We start from the raw sequence: 16368 nt of genomic DNA on the forward strand, positions 1-16368 counted from the left end.
CTCGCGTAAGGAGACGTTGTGCTGAAGACCGAAGTGGTGCTAGCGGCAGAAGCCCACAACCCGATCGTTCCGGAGCCCTCGGAACTGATCCTCGGCATCGTCGCCTTCCTGATCCTGCTGTTCATCCTCAAGAAGTACGTCGTCCCTCGTTTCGAGAAGACGTACGAGGAGCGGGCGCAGAAGATCGAAGGCGGGATCGAGAAGGCCGAGAAGGCTCAGGCAGAGGCCGAGAAGGCGCTGTCGGAGTACAAGGCGCAGCTGGCGGACGCCCGTTCCGAGGCCGCGAAGATCCGCGACGACGCCCGGCTCGAAGCCGAGCAGATCAAGGCGGAGCTGCGGGAGCAGGCCGAGGCCGAATCCCAGCGGATCGTGGCGCAGGGCCACGCCCAGCTGCAGGCGCAGAAGGCGCAGATCGTCGCCGAGCTGCGGGCCGAAATGGGCCGCAACGCGGTCGAGCTGGCCGGCCGGATCGTCGGCGAGTCGCTCGAGGACGAGGCGCGCCGTCGCGGCACCGTCGACCGGTTCCTCGCGGAGCTGGACACCGCCGGTGCCACTAACGGAGCGGGGAAGTAACCAGAGATGACGCTGCATGCTGCGAGCCGTGAAGCGCTCGACCTCGCCGAGCGCTCGCTCGGCGAGGTGCTGGCCGGAGCGGGCGCTGACCCCGCGAAGGTCGGGGACGAGCTGCTCTCGGTCGTCGACCTCCTTGACCGCGAAATCGGCCTGCGCCGCGCGGTCGGCGATTCTTCGGTCGCTCCGGAGAGCCGCCAGGGCCTGGTCCGCCGCCTGTTCGACGGAAAGCTGAGCGAGCAGGCCCTGAAGGTGCTCGACACCGTGGCGGGCAGCCGCTGGTCCAGTCCCCGCGAGCTGGTGGACGGGCTCGAGTCGGTCGGCCGTTCGGCGCTGCTCACCGCCGCCGAAAAGGCCGGGAACATCGAAACCGTCGAGTCTCAGCTGTTCCAGGTCGCGCGGATCGTCGCGGGCGCCCCGGAACTCGAGGCGGCGCTGTCCGACCTGAGCGCTCCCGCCGACGCGAAGCGGACCCTGGTCCGCGGGCTGTTCGCGGGCAAGGTCGACGCGGTCGTCGAGACCCTGGTCGAGCAGGCCGTGCAACGCGCCAAGGGGCGCGGCATCGGCAACGGGCTCGACAAGCTGGTCGCGCTGGCCGCGGAGCGGCGCGAACGCTCGGTCGCGTACGTGACCTCGGCGAACGCGCTCACCGACGAGCAGCGGGCCCTCCTCGGGACCAAGCTCGACGGCATCTACGGGCGGCCGATCGCGCTGCACGTCGAGATCGATCCGGCACTCGGCGGCGGCCTCGTCGTCCGCGTCGGGGACGAGGTCATCGACGGCAGCACCTCCGGGCAGCTGGCGGCGGTGCGCCGCACGCTGAGCCGGGCCTGAGCGGCACAACAGACTTTGCACACTGGACAGAACAGAAGCGAGAGCGGGAACGAAATGGCGGAGCTGACGATCTCCTCGGACGAGATCGCCCACGCGATCGAGAATTACGTCTCGAGTTACGCCCCTTCGGTGGAGCGGGAAGAGGTCGGCGTCGTCGCCGACGCCGGTGACGGCATCGCCCACGTCGAAGGGCTGCCCTCGGCCATGGCCAACGAGCTGCTCGAGTTCCCGGGCGGCGTCCTTGGCGTGGCGCTGAACCTGGACGCGCGCTCCATCGGCGCGGCGATCCTCGGCGACTTCGAGAGCATCGAAGAAGGCCAGCAGGTCAAGCGGACCGGCCAGGTCCTCTCGGTGCCGGTCGGCGACGGCTACCTCGGCCGGGTCGTCAACCCGCTCGGCCAGGCCATCGACGGCCTCGGCGAGATCGAGACCACCGGCCGCCGCGCGCTGGAGCTCAAGGCCGCCTCGGTGGTCGAGCGCCAGCCGGTGTCCGAGCCGCTGCAGACGGGCATCACCGCGATCGACGCGATGACCCCGATCGGCCGCGGCCAGCGCCAGCTGATCATCGGCGACCGCAAGACCGGCAAGACCGCGGTCGCGGTGGACACGATCATCAACCAGAAGGCCAACTGGGAGACCGGCGACCCGAAGAAGCAGGTTCGCTGCATCTACGTCGCGGTCGGCCAGAAGGGCTCCACGATCGCCTCGGTGAAGTCGGCGCTCGAGGACGCGGGCGCGATGGAGTACACCACCATCGTCGCGGCCCCGGCCTCGGACTCGGCGGGCTTCAAGTGGATCGCCCCCTACACCGGCTCGGCCATCGGCCAGCACTGGATGTACGAGGGCAAGCACGTCCTGATCGTGTTCGACGACCTGACCAAGCAGGCCGACGCCTACCGCGCGATCTCGCTGCTGCTGCGCCGCCCGCCGGGCCGCGAGGCGTTCCCCGGCGACGTCTTCTACTTGCACTCCCGTCTCCTCGAGCGCTGCGCGAAGCTCTCGGACGAGCTGGGCGCGGGCTCGCTGACCGGTCTGCCGATCATCGAGACCAAGGCCAACGACGTGTCGGCCTACATCCCGACGAACGTCATCTCGATCACCGACGGCCAGTGCTTCTTCCAGTCGGACCTCTTCAACGCCGGTCAGCGCCCGGCCATCGACGTGGGCATCTCGGTGTCCCGCGTGGGTGGCGCCGCGCAGGTCAAGGCGATGAAGAACGTCGCGGGCTCGCTGCGCATCGACCTGTCCCAGTACCGCGAACTGGAGGCGTTCGCCGCCTTCGCCTCGGACCTGGACGACGCGTCGAAGGCGCAGCTGGAGCGCGGCGCCCGGCTGTACGAGGTGCTCAAGCAGCCGCAGTACTCGCCGGTCCCGGTCGAGGAGCAGGTCGCCACGGTGTACCTGGGCACGAACGGCTACTTCGACTCGGTCCCGACCGAGGACGTGCGCCGCTTCAACCTCGAGTTCCTCGACTCGGCGAAGCGCAAGCACGCCGAGGTGCTGGGCGCGATCCGCGACACCGGCAAGTTCGAGGACGACACCCGCGACGCGCTGATCGCGGCGGTGAACGAGTTCAAGAAGGAGTTCACCACCTCCGAGGGCAAGCCGCTCGAGTCGAACGCCGACGCGATGGCCGCCGAGAAGGTCGGGCAGGAGACCGTCAAGGTCAACAAGCCCGCCCCGAAGAAGTGAGCTGGTAGCCCATGGCCGCACAACTCCGGGAGCTTCGCTCGCGCATCAAGGCGACGAAGTCGATCGGCAAGATCACCAAGGCGATGGAACTCATCGCCACCGCGCGCATCACCAAGGCGCGCGCGAAGGTCGCCGCTTCCCGGCCGTACGCGGACGAGATCACCAAGGTGCTCTCGGCGCTGGCCGGCGCGGCGGCCAACCTCGACCACCCGCTCCTGGTCGAGCGCCCGAACCCGAAGCGCGCCGCCGTCCTGGTCGTCACCAGTGACAAGGGCCAGTGCGGCGGTTACAACTCGAACGTGCTGAAGGCGACCGAAGAGCTGCTTGCCCTCCTGAAGAAGGAAGGCAAGGAGGTCGACGTCTACACCACCGGCAGCAAGGGCCTGAACTACTACCGGTTCCGCAACCGCGCGGTGGCGGGCAGCTGGACGGGCTTCTCCGACCAGCCTGCCTACCCGGACGCGGTCGCCGCGGCCGAGACGCTGGTGCAGTCCTTCAACGCGGGTGTCGACGACGCCTCGGGCAACGCGGACGGCATCACGGGCGTGGACGAGATCCACGTCGTCTACACCGAGTTCGTCTCGATGCTGACGCAGCGCCCGGTCGCCAAGCGCGTCGCGCCGCTGGAAGTCGAGTACTCCGACGGCGAGGACGAGAAGCCTGCCGGTCTGCTGCCGAGCTACGAGTTCGAGCCCAGCGCCGACAAGCTGCTCTCCGCGCTGCTGCCGAAGTACATCAACACCCGGCTGTACTCCGCGCTGCTCGAGTCCGCGGCGTCCGAACTGGCCGCCCGCCGCACGGCGATGAAGGCCGCGTCGGACAACGCGAACGAACTGGTGAACACGCTGACGCGGGAGGCGAACCAGGCCCGGCAGGCGCAGATCACCCAGGAGATCTCCGAAATCGTCGGTGGCGCGAACGCGCTCACCGCAGCAGGAAGTGATGACTGATGACCAGTACTGAAGCCCCGCGCGCCAAGGGGCGCATCGTCTCGGTGACCGGGCCGGTCGTCGACGTCGAGTTCCCGCGCGGTTCCGTTCCCGACCAGTTCAACGCGCTCAAGGTCGACATCGAGTTCGAGCAGCTGCGCAAGACGGTGACCCTCGAGGTCGCCGCTCACCTCGGCGACAACCTGGTGCGCACGATTTCGCTGCAGCCGCAGGACGGCCTCGTCCGCGGTGCGGAGGTCACCGACACCGGCGGCCCGATCACCGTCCCGGTGGGCGACAAGGTCAAGGGCCACGTCTACAACGCGCTCGGCGAGTGCCTCGACGAGCCCGGCTACGGCGAGGACCTCGAGCGCTGGGGCATCCACCGCAACCCGCCGCCCTTCGACCAGCTCGAGGGCAAGACGGAGATGCTGGAGACCGGCCTGAAGGTCGTCGACCTGCTGACCCCGTACGTGCAGGGCGGCAAGATCGGCCTGTTCGGCGGCGCGGGCGTGGGCAAGACGGTGCTGATCAAGGAAATGATCACCCGTGTCGCCCGGAACTTCGGCGGTACGTCGGTGTTCGCCGGCGTCGGCGAGCGCACCCGTGAGGGCAACGACCTCTTCCTGGAGATGTCCGAGGACGGCGTCATCAACGACACCGCCCTCGTGTTCGGCCAGATGGACGAGCCGCCGGGCACGCGTATGCGCGTCGCGCTGTCCGCGCTGACCATGGCGGAGTACTTCCGCGACGTCCAGAACCAGGACGTGCTGCTGTTCATCGACAACATCTTCCGGTTCACCCAGGCCGGTTCCGAGGTGTCGACCCTGCTGGGCCGCATGCCTTCGGCCGTGGGCTACCAGCCGACGCTGGCGGACGAGATGGGCCAGCTGCAGGAGCGGATCACCTCGACCCGAGGCCGTTCGATCACCTCGATGCAGGCGATCTACGTGCCCGCGGACGACTACACCGACCCGGCCCCGGCGACGACCTTCGCCCACCTGGACGCCACCACCGAGCTTTCCCGGTCGGTGTTCCAGAAGGGCATCTTCCCGGCGGTGGACCCGCTGGCGTCGACGTCGACGATCCTCGACCCGGCGATCGTCGGCGAGGACCACTACCGCGTCGCCTCCGAGGTCATCCGGATCCTGCAGAAGTACAAGGAGCTGCAGGACATCATCGCGATCCTCGGCATGGACGAGCTTTCCGAAGAGGACAAGCTGACCGTGCAGCGGGCGCGCCGGATCGAGCGGTTCCTGTCCCAGAACATGCTGGTGGCCGAGGCCTTCACGCAGATCCCGGGCTCCACGGTGCCGCTGGCCGAGACGATCGAGTCGTTCGACCGCATCACCAAGGGCGACTTCGACCACTACCCGGAGCAGGCGTTCCTGGGCATCGGCGGGCTCGAGGACCTCGAGAAGAAGTACCACGAGATCACCGGCAAGTGAGTGCGTGAGACCGGCGGGGGCACTGTCCATTGTGGACATCGGCCCCCGCCGTTCTCGTAACCGAAGCAAGACCTATTACACTCGGTGGTGACACCCCGAGCGAAGGAGTGCTACGTGGCTGAGATGTCCGTGGAGCTGGTTGCCGTCGAGCGCCGGCTCTGGTCGGGTACCGCCGCCTTCGTGGTGGCGCAGACCACCGAGGGCGAGATCGGCATCATGCCCGGACACGAGCCGGTGCTGGGCCAGCTCGTCGAGGGCGGCGTGGTGAAGGTGACCACGACGGACGGCGACGTGCTGACCGCGGCGGTGCACGGCGGGTTCCTGTCCGTAACCGCGACCGGGGTGAGCGTGCTCGCGGAGAGCGCGGAACTGTCCGACGAAATCGACGTGGCCGCCGCGAAGGCAGCCCTCAGCACCGGCGACGAGGCCGAGCGGACGAGGGCTTCGGCCCAGCTCCGCGCGGCTGGACAATCGGTCTGAGCGGACTAGACGGGCAGGAGCCGGGCCGTGCAGATCGCTGTGGTGGTGCTAGTGCTCCTGATCGTGCTCGTCGTCGTGGTCGGCTGGTACGGCCAGCGGTGGATCCGGATGCGCCGCGGCGGCGGCGTCAGCGTGGCGCTGCGGTGGCGTCCGGACAGCCCGCGGTCGAGCTGGCATCTCGGCCTCGGCCGGTACGAGGGCGAGAAGTTCGTCTGGTACCGGGTGTGGAGCCTGCGCACCGGCCCGGACCGCGTGTTCCAGCGGGAAAGCATGCAGATCGCCGACCGGCGGGACCCGTCGGGTTCGGAGGCGTACGCGGTGCCTGAGGGCTCGACGGTGCTGCGGTGCGAATCCTCGGACCAGGAAGCGATCGAGATCGCGATGGGACCGGGCGCGCTGACCGGGTTCCTGTCGTGGCTCGAATCGGCCCCGCCGGGCCGAAGGCTGCCGCGGGCTTCTTGAGTTTTCCGGCCCGCCATCGTGTCTCCACGATGGCGGGCCGTTTGCTTCTCGTGCGCCGGGTTGACCGGCGCTACGCTGGGAACATGGACGCCCGAGAACGGGAAGACCGCGCGCGCCGGTGGCAGACCTTGCCTAAGCCGGTGCGGCTCGAGGAGCTGACGGTGGCCCAGGCTGTCGAGCCGGGCCGCGATTCGACCTGGGACGTCGATTACGAGCGCTACTGGGCTGCTCAGGAAGCTAACTGGGCCCGGTAGTCAGAGCACGGAGCGGACGATTCCCGCGAACTGTGCTGGCTTCTCGCCGTGCACGTTGTGTCCGCTGTCCACCCGCACGACCTCGACGTCGACGATCAATGAGGCGATCCGCTGCGCGGTTTTCGGGTCGATCGTGTCTTGGGCCGCGTCCGAGGCCAGCTGGGGCTGCGCAGGTTTGTCGTTCTGTTCATCCGGACGACTGCGGCATTGTTGATCAGTGAGACAGCCGCAGGCCCGGTAGTCAGAGCACGGAGCGGACGATTCCCGCGAACCGTGCCGGTTTCTCGCCGTGCACGTTGTGTCCGCTGTTCACCCGCACGACCTTGACGTCGCCGATCAGCGAGGCGATCCGCTGCGCGTCCTCCGCGTCGATCGCCCCCTGAAGGACGCCGTCCTCGCCGTACTTCCAGTTCGCGTGGATCAGGACCGTCGGCGCTTCGATCTTGCGCAGCGTCGCCTCGTGGTCGAAGCCCTCGTCCCAGGCGCCGGTATAGAACGCGTCCCCGAAGCGCGGGTCGTAGTGCTCGATCGCGCGCTGCATGTCGTTCCAGCTCGGCGGCATGAAGAACACCGTGATAGGCCGCTCCGGATGCTTCTTCCGCCGCTTGAGCCCGGAGCGGATGATGCGTTCCGCGCCGTCGCCGAAGAAGTCCCACAGTTTCTGGTGCGCGAAGAGGTAGGCACCCCAGTCGGATTCGCCGGACTGCAGGTACGTGTGGCAGGCCGTGGCGAGGTCGACCCAGTTCCAGGTCTTCTCCGCCCGCGGCAGCAGGGTGGTGAACAGCGGCGGGTCCTCCAGCACGACCGCCCTCACCAGGTTCGGCCGGTTCCCGGCTAGCCAGGCCGCCAATTGGCCGCCCGACGAATGCCCGGACACGACGACCCGCGTGCCGATGACCTCCTCGACGAACCGCCCCAGATCGGTGCCGACCGCGGTCGCCGTGTACTTCTCCGGCGTCCGCGCGGACTGGCCGTGCCCGTGGACGTCGACCGCGTAGACCGTGAAGTCCCGCGCCAGGTCCGGCAGCACGCGCGCGTAGCTCTGCCAGTCGACGGCCTGGCCGTGGATCAGCAGCAGCGGCGGCTTGTCGCCCGCCGGGCCCTGGGCGTAGTGCAGTTTCGAGCCGTTGACCACCACGTCGTGTTCGGTGAATCCGGCTCGCCGGGTGCGCGCCAGCGCCCAGTCGTACGTCTTGCGGTTGCGTACGGCCCAGCCGCCGGCCGCGAGGCCTGCCGTCGCCAGGACGGAGGCGCCTGCCGCGATCAGCCGCCCGGCTGCCACAGCACGTCGCCTTCGGGGTTGGCCAGGCGGGCGAGGATGAACAGCAGGTCCGAGAGCCGGTTGAGGTACTTGGCCGCGATCGGGTTGGACGTGTCCGGCTCGGCCTCCATCAGCGCCCACGCGGACCGTTCCGCGCGGCGAGAGACCGTGCGCGCCTGGTGCAGGAACGCCGCGCCCGGGGTGCCGCCCGGGAGGATGAACGACGTGAGCTTCGGCAGCCGCTCGTTGAACTCGTCGCACCAGCCTTCGAGCCGTTCCAGGTACGCCTCGGTGATGCGCAGCGGCTCGTACGGCGGGTCTTCCTGGATCGGCAGGCACAGGTCCGCGCCGACGTCGAAGAGGTCGTTCTGGATCCGGCGCAGCACGGCGGCGATCTCGTCGGTGAGCCCGCCGAGCGCGATCGCCAGGCCGAGCACGGAATTGGCCTCGTCGGTGTCGGCGTAGGCGGACAGCCGGGCCGAAGTCTTGGGCACCCGGGAACCGTCGCCGAGCGCGGTCGTGCCGCTGTCGCCGACCTTCGTGTAGACCCGGTTGATACGAACCACCATACGTTCGACTCTACCGGCCCGGGTTCGGGCAAAACTGGGCGAGAGGGCATGATTGGCGGCCATGAGCGAGCACTTCGACGTGCATGGCGGAGCCCGGCTGGTCGGCGAGGTCGACGTGGTCGGCGCGAAGAACAGCGTGCTGAAACTGATGGCCGCGGCACTGCTGGCCGAAGGCACCACGACCATCACGAACTGCCCGCAGATCCTGGACGTCCCGCTGATGGGCGACGTCCTGCGCAGCGTCGGCTGCGAGGTGGAGATCGAGGGCGACACGGCGCGCATCACGACGCCCGCGGAGCTGTCGCACCGCGCCGATTCGGCGGCGATGGGCAAGCTGCGCGCCTCGGTGTGCGTGCTGGGCCCGCTGGTCGGCAGGCTGAAGCAGGCGGTCGTCGCGCTGCCCGGCGGCGACGCGATCGGCCAGCGTCCCCTCGACATGCACCAGAACGGCCTCCGCAAGCTCGGCGCGACGAGCACCATCGAGCACGGCTGCGTCGTCGCGAAGGCCGAGACGCTGGTGGGCACTCAGATCTGGCTGGACTTCCCGAGCGTCGGCGCGACCGAGAACATCCTGATGGCGGCCGTGCTGGCCGAGGGCACGACGGTGATCGACAACGCCGCCCGCGAGCCGGAAATCGCCGACATCTGCACGATGCTGACCGAGATGGGCGCGAAGATCGAGGGCGCGGGCACCTCGACGCTCACCGTCCACGGCGTCGAGTCGCTGCACCCGACGGAACACCGCGTGATCGGCGACCGCATCGTCGGCGCGACCTGGGCGTTCGCCGCCGCGATGACCCGCGGCGACCTGACCGTGCGCGGCGTGAATCCGCACCACCTCGACCTGGTCCTGGACAAACTGCGCCTGGCCGGCGCGGAGGTGACCACCTACGACGACAAGGGCTTCCGCGTCGTCCAGCCGGAACGCCCGAAGGCGGTCGACTGGGTGACGCTGCCGTACCCCGGTTTCGCCACCGACCTGCAGCCGTTCGCGGTCGCGCTGTCGGCGGTGTCCGAGGGCACGTCGATGATCACCGAGAACGTCTACGAGGCCCGGTTCCGGTTCATCGAAGAGATGATCCGGCTGTCCGGCGACGCCCGCACGGACGGCCACCACGCGGTGGTCCGGGGCGTGGAGAAGCTGTCGAGCGCGCCGGTGTGGGCGTCGGACATCCGCGCCGGGGCAGGGCTGGTGCTGGCCGGACTGTGCGCGGACGGCGTGACCGAGGTGTGGGACGTGTTCCACATCGACCGCGGGTACCCGCATTTCGTGGAAAACCTGAACCGGCTGGGCGCCCGGATCGAGCGGGTGACGGGGGAGCCGGAGCGGGCTTGAGCGACGGGTGCTCCGCAGGCGACTACGCGGAGCGGGACGAAGAAAGCTGCCGCGACGTCGAGGTCGTCGACGGGGTAATCCGTGCTCGGCCGATGCGGTCGCGAAGGCATCAGAGAATCACTCGGAGGCTGTCTTACGAACTCGAATCGGCCTGCGGCAGCGATCTCGCCGTCGAGTTCGACGTCGACCTCCGGCTGCGCGATGTCCCGTTGCTGAACCGGCGTCCGGACTTGGTCGTCTACGACGCAGATCTGCCCACCGACGCAGTGCTGCGCCCGGAGCACTGCCGCCTCGTTGTCGAGGTGATGTCGCCAGGATCGATCACTGTCGATCAGATCGACAAACCCGCTGAGTACGCGGCCGCCGGGATTCCGCAGTTCTGGCGGGTCGAGAACACCACCGACGAGGTCGGCGGGCTTACCGTCTTCTGCTACCGACTCGACGCGACCACCCGCTCGTACGTCCCGACCGGCGCGCACCAGGGCACTTTCCAGGTCGTCACTCCGGTCGAAGTGTCGCTGGAACTGAAAACCCTGCTGTAAAGCCGGTTACGCGCTCAACGCCCGCACCACCAAATCCGTCACCTGATCCAAATACCCCTCCTCCGCCGGAACCCCGCGCACGATCAGCCGCCAGTAAACGATTCCCGCGCCCATATCCAGCGCCAGTTCGATATCCGTGTCCGCCGGGATCTCCCCGCGCTCGATCGCTCTCGTGAACACCGCCCGGTTGACCGCCCGCCGGGGGCCGCCGATCGTCAGGCGGGCGAATTCGGCCATGGCCGGGTTCCGGCGGGCTTCCGCGATCAGCCCGGGGAAGATCCGTGAAAACCGCGGATGCGTGATCCATTCGCAGAGTGCTTCCAGCGAGGCCCGGATATCGCCGCGCAGGCTGCCGGTGTCCGGGTCCACCGCGCGCGCCACGCTGAATTCCGCGATGACCGCGCCGATCATTTCGTCTTTCGACGGCCAGCGCCGGTAAAGCGCGCTCTTCCCGACGCCCGCGCGTTTCGCGACCGCTTCCATCGACAGCCTGCCGAAACCGTGGTCGGCCAGTTCGTCGATCACGGCTTCGGTGATGGCGTAAGTGACGTCGGGCTGCAGAACGGCAGCTCCGGTCGGTGTCCGGCGGGTCGTCATGGCGATCAGCATAGCGTGTGGACGGGACGGTACCGTCCCGTGTACGTTGTGGATGAGACGGTACCGTCTCGTCCATTCCTGAGGAGGGGGTTCGATGCAGCTCATCGATCACGCGCTCGACCTGCTGGTCCAGCACGACATGGCCGGATTCGTGCAGTTGTTCGCCGAGGACGCCGTGCTCGAGTTCCCGTTCGCCGCGCCCGGCGAGCCCGGGCGGGTCGAAGGCCGCGCCGCACTGGCCGAGTACCTGCGCAACTACCCGAACCTGTTCGACATCCGCGAGGTCGCCGCCAAGACCGTGCACCAGACGACCGATCCGGAGGTCTCGATCGCGGAGTTCGAACTGGCCGGCATCGCGGTCGCCACGCAGAAGCCGTACCGCCTCGGCTACGTCGTGGTGCTGACCGTCCGGGACGGCCAGATCCACCGGTATCGCGACTACTTCAGCCCGCTCGCGGTGATCGACGTTCTCGGGGTGCCGGGTGTCTGACGTTCTCGTGCTCGGCTCCACCGGCACCACCGGCAGCCGCGTCGTGCGCGGGCTCGAAGCCGCCGGGGTGCGGCCGCGCGCGGCGACCCGGAATCCCGTCGAACCCGGCCAGATCCGGTTCGATTGGGACGAGCCCGCGACGTACGGTCCGGCGCTGGACGGGGTCTCGGCGGTCTACCTGATCGCCCCCGTCGGAGCCGATCCGCAGTCGCTCGTCGAAGAGTTCCTCAAGCACGCGCCGGACGCGCGGGTGGTGTTGCTCAGTTCGTCCGCGGTGGACGAGCACACCCCGGTAGTGGGCGGGCTGCCCGGCCTCGTCCGCCGTCAGCCGGGCTGGGCGGTGCTGCGGCCGTCGTGGTTCATGCAGAACTTCACCGCCGGGCATCTGGTCGGCGACAGCGCCCGCGCGGGCCGGATCGTCACCGCGACCGGGGACGCCCGGGTGGCGTTCGTCGACGCCGTCGACATCGCCGCGGTCGCCGTCCGCGCGCTGCTCGACCCGGAACCGCACAACACCGATCACCTCATCACCGGTCCGCGCGCGCTCAGCTACGCCGAGGCCGCCGAGATCGTCGGGAAACGGCTCGGCCATCCGGTCGTACACGAGCCGGTTTCCACCTCGCAGTACCAGCAATTCCTGGTCCGCGACGGGCTCCCCGAGTCGTACGCCGAAATGCTCGCCTTGCTGGACGAGGCGATTCGCGGCGGCGCCGAGGACCGCGTCACCGACACCGTCGAGCGGGTCGCCGGACGACCCGCCCGTGATTTCCGCACTTTCGCGAAGGAAGAGATCCGATGAAGCCGCTGCTGTTCGAAGACGACCCGCAATTCTGGTTCGAGACCTTGCTCGCGTTCGGCGAGATCGCATACGGGGGCGCGGATTTCGGCGAGATCGTCGCGATCGCGTCGAACATCAAATCCGGTGACTACGACAGCTGGCACGACGCGTGGCTCGCCACCGCTGAGCGGCTTTACGCCGAGGCCGCGACCATGCACCCGGTCAGCGCACGCGACGCGTACCTGCGGGCCTCGACGTACTACCGCCGTGCCGAGTTTTTCTTGCACAGCAACCCGGAAGACCCGCGGATCAACTACGCCTACGAGCGCAACGTCGAGTGCTTCCAGAACGCGATAGCAACGCTCGATCACGTCGAACGGATCGAAATCCCCTACGACGGCCACGTCTTGCGCGGCTACTTCTACCGAGCTCCCGGCGACGGTCCGAAGCCGCTTCTGGTGGCGCACAACGGTTTCGACGGCAGTGCCGAGGATCTGCACTTCATGGGCGCGACAGCGGGCCAGGAACGCGGCTACCACGTGCTGACCTTCGACGGCCCCGGCCAGCCCAGCGCCGTCCACCGCGACGGGATGCTGTTCCGCCCCGACTGGGAGCACGTCGTCGGCCAGGTGCTCGACTACGCCCTCGCTCTCCCCGGCGTGCTCCCGGAGAAGGTCGCGCTGATCGGCTGGAGCCTCGGCGGGATGCTCGCGCCGCGCGCCGCCGCGTTCGAACCGCGGCTGTCGGCCGTCGTCGCCGTGGACGGGCTCTTCGACGCCGGTGCGGCTTTCGTGCAGCAACTCCCGTGGGACCGCGACGAGATCGTCCGCCGCGCGAACGCACCGGAGGACCCTGAACTGGACGCCTTTCTAGCCGGCGCGAAGGAGCAGAACCCGACCGTCCGCTGGGCACTGGGCCACGGCCGCTACGTGATGGGCGGCGCGACCGATCGCGAGTTCCTGGCGAAGTACCTCGAGTACAACCTCTACGACGGCGTGGCCGAGCGCATCACATGCCCGGCGCTGATCTGCGACGCCCCGGAGGACCTGTTCTTCACCGGACAGCCGCAGCAGCTGTACGACCGGATCAGCGGCCCGAAGAAGCTGCTGAACTTCACCGCGGAGGAGGGCGCGGACGCACACTGCCACGTCGGCGCGATGCGGCTCGCGAGCGGTCGGATCTACGACTGGCTGGACGACGTGCTGTGAGTTCTCGTGAGTGTTGAAGCCGGTTCTCACCGGCTGCTGAGTCTCAGGACATCGCCGACAGTTGATGTCTCAGGACATCGCGGACACTCCGTCGTCCGCCAACGCTCACGAGGATTCGAGGGCCAGCGCCGCGCCGAACCCGACCAGCGCGGTGCCGGTCACCCCGTCCAGCGCGCGGCGGACCTTGCGGCGGCTGAGCCACGCGCGGACGCGGTGCACGAAGAACAGCAGCACCAGCAGCCAGATCGTGCCCAGCACGGCGACCGTGTACGCGAGCACCAGTGCGTCCCAGGTCGTCGTGCGCACCGGGTCGAGGAACTGCGGCAGCACCGAAAGGTACAGCACCAGCACCTTGGGGTTCGTGATGTTGGACAGGAACCCCTCGCGCCACCGCCGGAAGCCGCTGGTGCGCTTGCGCTGGGTGTCGGCGACCGCGTCGTAGTTGCCGCGCCAGGCACCGCGCAGCGCTTGGAAGCCGAGGTACAGGAGGTAGGCGGCACCGAGCCACTTGAGCGTGAGGAACACCGGCTGCGAACGGGCGATCACGACGCCGAGCCCGAGCGCCGCGGCCGTGCCCTGCGCCGCGTTGCCGGCGAAGATGCCCGCTGTGGCCAGCAAGCCGCCGCGCGCGCCGCCGGACAGGGCGTTCTTCAGCATCACCATCGTGTCCGGCCCCGGCGCGAGCACGATGAGAACCACGATCACCAGATAACTGCCGTACCCGCTCCACGTCACGTCTGACCACGGTAGATCCCGGACCGGCCGACGTCTCGCGGATTTCCGTCACACCGGTTCGGCAACCTGGGCGAACCGGACGGCGTGCTCTCTTCGGGAGCGAGGAGGGCGACATGTTTCCACTGGCAGAAGGCGAGCACCTGCTCTGGTCCGGGCGGCCGCAGCGGTACCCGCGTCGGTACGCGGACTTTCACGGGTACGTCGCAGCGACGGTGGGCTTCGCCACGCTTGGCGCGCTAGGCGTTTTCGCCACCGTGAAGCTCGGCATGGAGCTCGCCGTCCTTGCGCTGTTGCCGGGCTTCTTCGGCGCGGCGGTCGCGCAGACCGCCGAACGGAACCGGCAGCGAAAGCTGCTGCTCGGCGTGCTGACTTACCTGGTGACCGATCGCAGGCTCGTCTTCGTCGCCGACCGTCCGGGCGGCATCGAGTTCCGCTGGGTGTGGCTTCCCGACCTGGACGAGCCGCGGCTGCGCGACCACGGCGACGGGACCGGCACCGTCAGCTTCAAGGGGCCCTCGCGCGTCCGGCTGCGCGACCAGAAGTTCCAGGCGCAGTCGTCGCTCACGACAATGACGCCCGAACTGATCGCGATCGAGGAGCCGGAGCACGTCGCCGAACTGATCGCTCGAACACTCCGCGCTCTCCAACCGTCGGGTGGAACATCCAGCTGACTCCGGCCAGCCGGGCAACCCGGTCGAACCAGGCGGCGTGCTCTCTTCGGGGAGCGAGGAGGGCGTCATGTACCCACTGGCCGAAGGCGAACAACTGCTCTGGTCCGGGCGACCGCAGCGGTTCGTGCGGCGTTACCGCGATTATCACGGCTACGTCGTTTCGGTGGTGGCCTTCCAGGCGCTCATCGCGATCGGAGTCTTGGGTGTCGCGAAGTTCGAGGTGGATCTCGCCATTTTCGCACTGGTACCGGGCTTCTTCGGCATGCTGATCGGACTGTCCGCCGAACGGAACCGGCAGCGGAAGCTGCTGCTTGGGGTGCTGACTTACCTGGTGACCGATCGCAGGCTCATTTTCGTCGCCGACCGTCCGGGCGGCATCGAGTTCCGCTGGATCTGGCATCCGGACCTGCGCGAACCGAGAGTGCGAGACCACGGCGACGGCACCGGCACCGTCGACTTCCGGCCCACCCTGCGCGAGTGGCTGCGCGATCAGCAGTACCGGGCGCAGTCGTCGCTCTCCATGATGCTGCCCGAACTGCTCGCGATCGAGGATGCGGAGCACGTCGCGGAGCTGATCGTCCGAAACGCTCCGCGCTCGCCGGTCGTCGGGTGAAACGTGCTGGAGGGCGTCATGTACCCACTGGTCGAAGGCGAACAACTGCTCTGGTCCGGGCGGCCGCAGCGCTACGTGCGGCGCTACCGCGATTACCACTACTACCTCGCCGTGGGGGTCCTGCTCCTCGCCACCGCGGTAGTGGCCGCGGCCCTGGACCTGAGTTACGGCGTCCTGATCGGCTGGATCGTCGTGCTCAGCATGTTTCTCAACGCCGGCTTCGAGCGCAACCGCGAGCGTCGCGGTTTCATCGCCGTGACGACCTACCTGGTCACCGACCGCAGGCTGATCTTCGCGTCGGAGTCGCCGCCCGGGATCGAGTTCCGCTGGGTCCAGCTCGCCGATCTCCGCGCGCCGCGCGTGCACGACCACGGCGACGGCACCGGGACGGTCGACTTCCATCCCACGGCCCTCGAATGGCTGCGGGACCAGGGCTTCCGCCCCCGGCCCGCCTGGTTTCCGATCCTGCCGGAGCTGATGGCCGTGCCGGATGCCGCTCGGGTAGCCGAGCTGATCGCCCGGAACGCTCCGCGCGCCCCGGTCGTTGGGTGAAACATGCTGCTGACCTTGCTGGGTCTCGCGCTGCCGGTCGCCACCATCGTGCTGCTGATCGTCGGCGGATGGGAGCTGCGCCGGAGGAACAAGCCGTCGAGGCTCAAGGCGCGGCTGTCCTCGACGTACCTCGACGAGGTCACCGCGTTCCTCTACGGCACCAAGCGCAATGAGCTCGAGCACCGGGATTCGGTGGAGATGACCCTCGAGGAGGACGCGCAGGGAGCGCCTCCGCTGGGTACCGTCGACCTCGACCGCGGGGTAGTGGTCGTCCGGCCCGGGGCTTCACCCGGGAGTGGCCGAATCCACTCCGCCGATTAAGTTACCGGCGGGTACACTCGGGCGGT

The 16368-nt window shown here is 68.7% G+C and carries 21 protein-coding genes; 17 read left to right on the top strand and 4 right to left on the bottom strand.

The window, feature by feature from the left end:
* The first annotated feature begins 18 nt into the window (after positions 1-18).
* From WA670_RS10010 to WA670_RS10045, 8 genes are all read left to right on the top strand, one after another.
* On the top strand, positions 19-573 hold the full coding sequence (locus WA670_RS10010; protein ID WP_037815370.1) for a F0F1 ATP synthase subunit B: 555 nt from the start codon (positions 19-21) through the stop codon (positions 571-573).
* Positions 574-579: 6 nt separating this feature from the next.
* Positions 580-1404 (top strand): F0F1 ATP synthase subunit delta, encoded by an 825-nt coding sequence (locus WA670_RS10015; protein ID WP_037815368.1) that lies wholly within the window; start codon positions 580-582, stop codon positions 1402-1404.
* 54 nt (positions 1405-1458) lie between these two features.
* The gene (atpA, locus tag WA670_RS10020) at positions 1459-3096 is read left to right on the top strand and encodes a F0F1 ATP synthase subunit alpha (protein WP_043832102.1); all 1638 of its coding nucleotides are present in this window, start codon (positions 1459-1461) and stop codon (positions 3094-3096) included.
* 11 nt (positions 3097-3107) lie between these two features.
* Positions 3108-4046 carry a F0F1 ATP synthase subunit gamma gene (locus WA670_RS10025; RefSeq protein ID WP_043832104.1) on the top strand — a complete coding sequence of 313 codons (939 nt, stop codon included), beginning with the start codon at positions 3108-3110 and terminating at the stop codon, positions 4044-4046.
* Complete coding sequence (gene atpD / locus WA670_RS10030; protein ID WP_037715400.1) at positions 4046-5473, top strand: F0F1 ATP synthase subunit beta; 1428 nt, start codon at positions 4046-4048, stop codon at positions 5471-5473. Before WA670_RS10025 ends, atpD begins: the two co-directional genes overlap by 1 nt.
* Positions 5474-5587: 114 nt before the next feature.
* Positions 5588-5953, top strand: a complete 366-nt coding sequence (locus WA670_RS10035) for a F0F1 ATP synthase subunit epsilon (protein ID WP_037815362.1) — start codon at positions 5588-5590, stop codon at positions 5951-5953.
* 27 nt (positions 5954-5980) lie between these two features.
* Complete coding sequence (locus WA670_RS10040) at positions 5981-6415, top strand: DUF2550 domain-containing protein (RefSeq protein WP_037815359.1); 435 nt, start codon at positions 5981-5983, stop codon at positions 6413-6415.
* Between the two features lie 83 nt (positions 6416-6498).
* Positions 6499-6669: a hypothetical protein gene (locus tag WA670_RS10045; protein WP_167756599.1), complete on the top strand. Its 171-nt coding sequence runs from the start codon at positions 6499-6501 to the stop codon at positions 6667-6669.
* A gap of 241 nt (positions 6670-6910) precedes the next feature.
* On the opposite strand, the gene WA670_RS10050 is transcribed toward WA670_RS10045, so the two are convergent.
* Positions 6911-7951: an alpha/beta fold hydrolase gene (locus WA670_RS10050; protein WP_037815357.1), complete on the bottom strand. Its 1041-nt coding sequence runs from the start codon at positions 7949-7951 to the stop codon at positions 6911-6913.
* Positions 7933-8499: a cob(I)yrinic acid a,c-diamide adenosyltransferase gene (locus tag WA670_RS10055; RefSeq protein WP_037815354.1), complete on the bottom strand. Its 567-nt coding sequence runs from the start codon at positions 8497-8499 to the stop codon at positions 7933-7935. Before WA670_RS10055 ends, WA670_RS10050 begins: the two co-directional genes overlap by 19 nt.
* Positions 8500-8560: 61 nt before the next feature.
* On the opposite strand from WA670_RS10055, the gene murA reads away from it, so the two are divergent.
* Both murA and WA670_RS10065 read left to right on the top strand, forming a co-directional pair.
* On the top strand, positions 8561-9835 hold the full coding sequence (gene murA, locus WA670_RS10060; protein WP_037815353.1) for a UDP-N-acetylglucosamine 1-carboxyvinyltransferase: 1275 nt from the start codon (positions 8561-8563) through the stop codon (positions 9833-9835).
* Positions 9832-10377 (top strand): Uma2 family endonuclease, encoded by a 546-nt coding sequence (locus WA670_RS10065; RefSeq protein WP_238604476.1) that lies wholly within the window; start codon positions 9832-9834, stop codon positions 10375-10377. The genes murA and WA670_RS10065 overlap by 4 nt, the downstream gene beginning before the upstream one ends.
* Before the next feature lie 6 nt (positions 10378-10383).
* Here the strand turns inward: WA670_RS10065 and WA670_RS10070 are convergent, their stop codons facing one another.
* Entirely contained in the window at positions 10384-10974 is a 591-nt protein-coding gene (locus WA670_RS10070) for a TetR/AcrR family transcriptional regulator (protein ID WP_037815429.1), read from the bottom strand.
* Positions 10975-11068: 94 nt separating this feature from the next.
* On the opposite strand from WA670_RS10070, the gene WA670_RS10075 reads away from it, so the two are divergent.
* From WA670_RS10075 to WA670_RS10085, 3 genes are read left to right on the top strand one after another with little or no spacing between them, the layout of a single operon-like run.
* A complete protein-coding gene (locus tag WA670_RS10075) occupies positions 11069-11464 on the top strand; it encodes a nuclear transport factor 2 family protein (protein ID WP_037815350.1) in 396 nt (131 codons plus the stop codon).
* Positions 11457-12263 carry an NmrA family NAD(P)-binding protein gene (locus WA670_RS10080; RefSeq protein WP_238604477.1) on the top strand — a complete coding sequence of 269 codons (807 nt, stop codon included), beginning with the start codon at positions 11457-11459 and terminating at the stop codon, positions 12261-12263. The genes WA670_RS10075 and WA670_RS10080 overlap by 8 nt, the downstream gene beginning before the upstream one ends.
* Positions 12260-13450: an alpha/beta hydrolase family protein gene (locus WA670_RS10085; protein ID WP_336157569.1), complete on the top strand. Its 1191-nt coding sequence runs from the start codon at positions 12260-12262 to the stop codon at positions 13448-13450. Before WA670_RS10080 ends, WA670_RS10085 begins: the two co-directional genes overlap by 4 nt.
* Before the next feature lie 105 nt (positions 13451-13555).
* Here WA670_RS10085 and WA670_RS10090 read toward each other — a convergent pair whose 3' ends face one another.
* Positions 13556-14185 carry a LysE family translocator gene (locus WA670_RS10090; protein WP_037815345.1) on the bottom strand — a complete coding sequence of 210 codons (630 nt, stop codon included), beginning with the start codon at positions 14183-14185 and terminating at the stop codon, positions 13556-13558.
* Between the two features lie 113 nt (positions 14186-14298).
* On the opposite strand from WA670_RS10090, the gene WA670_RS10095 reads away from it, so the two are divergent.
* The 4 genes from WA670_RS10095 (at position 14299) to WA670_RS10110 (ending at position 16342) form a co-directional block, all read left to right on the top strand.
* Positions 14299-14856: a hypothetical protein gene (locus WA670_RS10095; RefSeq protein WP_037815344.1), complete on the top strand. Its 558-nt coding sequence runs from the start codon at positions 14299-14301 to the stop codon at positions 14854-14856.
* A gap of 67 nt (positions 14857-14923) precedes the next feature.
* Positions 14924-15469, top strand: a complete 546-nt coding sequence (locus WA670_RS10100) for a hypothetical protein (RefSeq protein ID WP_037815342.1) — start codon at positions 14924-14926, stop codon at positions 15467-15469.
* An 18-nt stretch (positions 15470-15487) separates the two neighbouring features.
* Positions 15488-16021 carry a hypothetical protein gene (locus WA670_RS10105; RefSeq protein ID WP_037815340.1) on the top strand — a complete coding sequence of 178 codons (534 nt, stop codon included), beginning with the start codon at positions 15488-15490 and terminating at the stop codon, positions 16019-16021.
* 3 nt (positions 16022-16024) lie between these two features.
* Positions 16025-16342, top strand: coding sequence for a DUF6191 domain-containing protein (locus WA670_RS10110; RefSeq protein ID WP_199817775.1), 318 nt, complete (start codon positions 16025-16027; stop codon positions 16340-16342).
* The last annotated feature ends 26 nt before the right edge of the window (positions 16343-16368 follow it).

The sequence above is a fragment of the Amycolatopsis sp. VC5-11 genome, from assembly GCF_037034185.1.
Lineage (GTDB): Bacteria > Actinomycetota > Actinomycetes > Mycobacteriales > Pseudonocardiaceae > Amycolatopsis > Amycolatopsis nivea.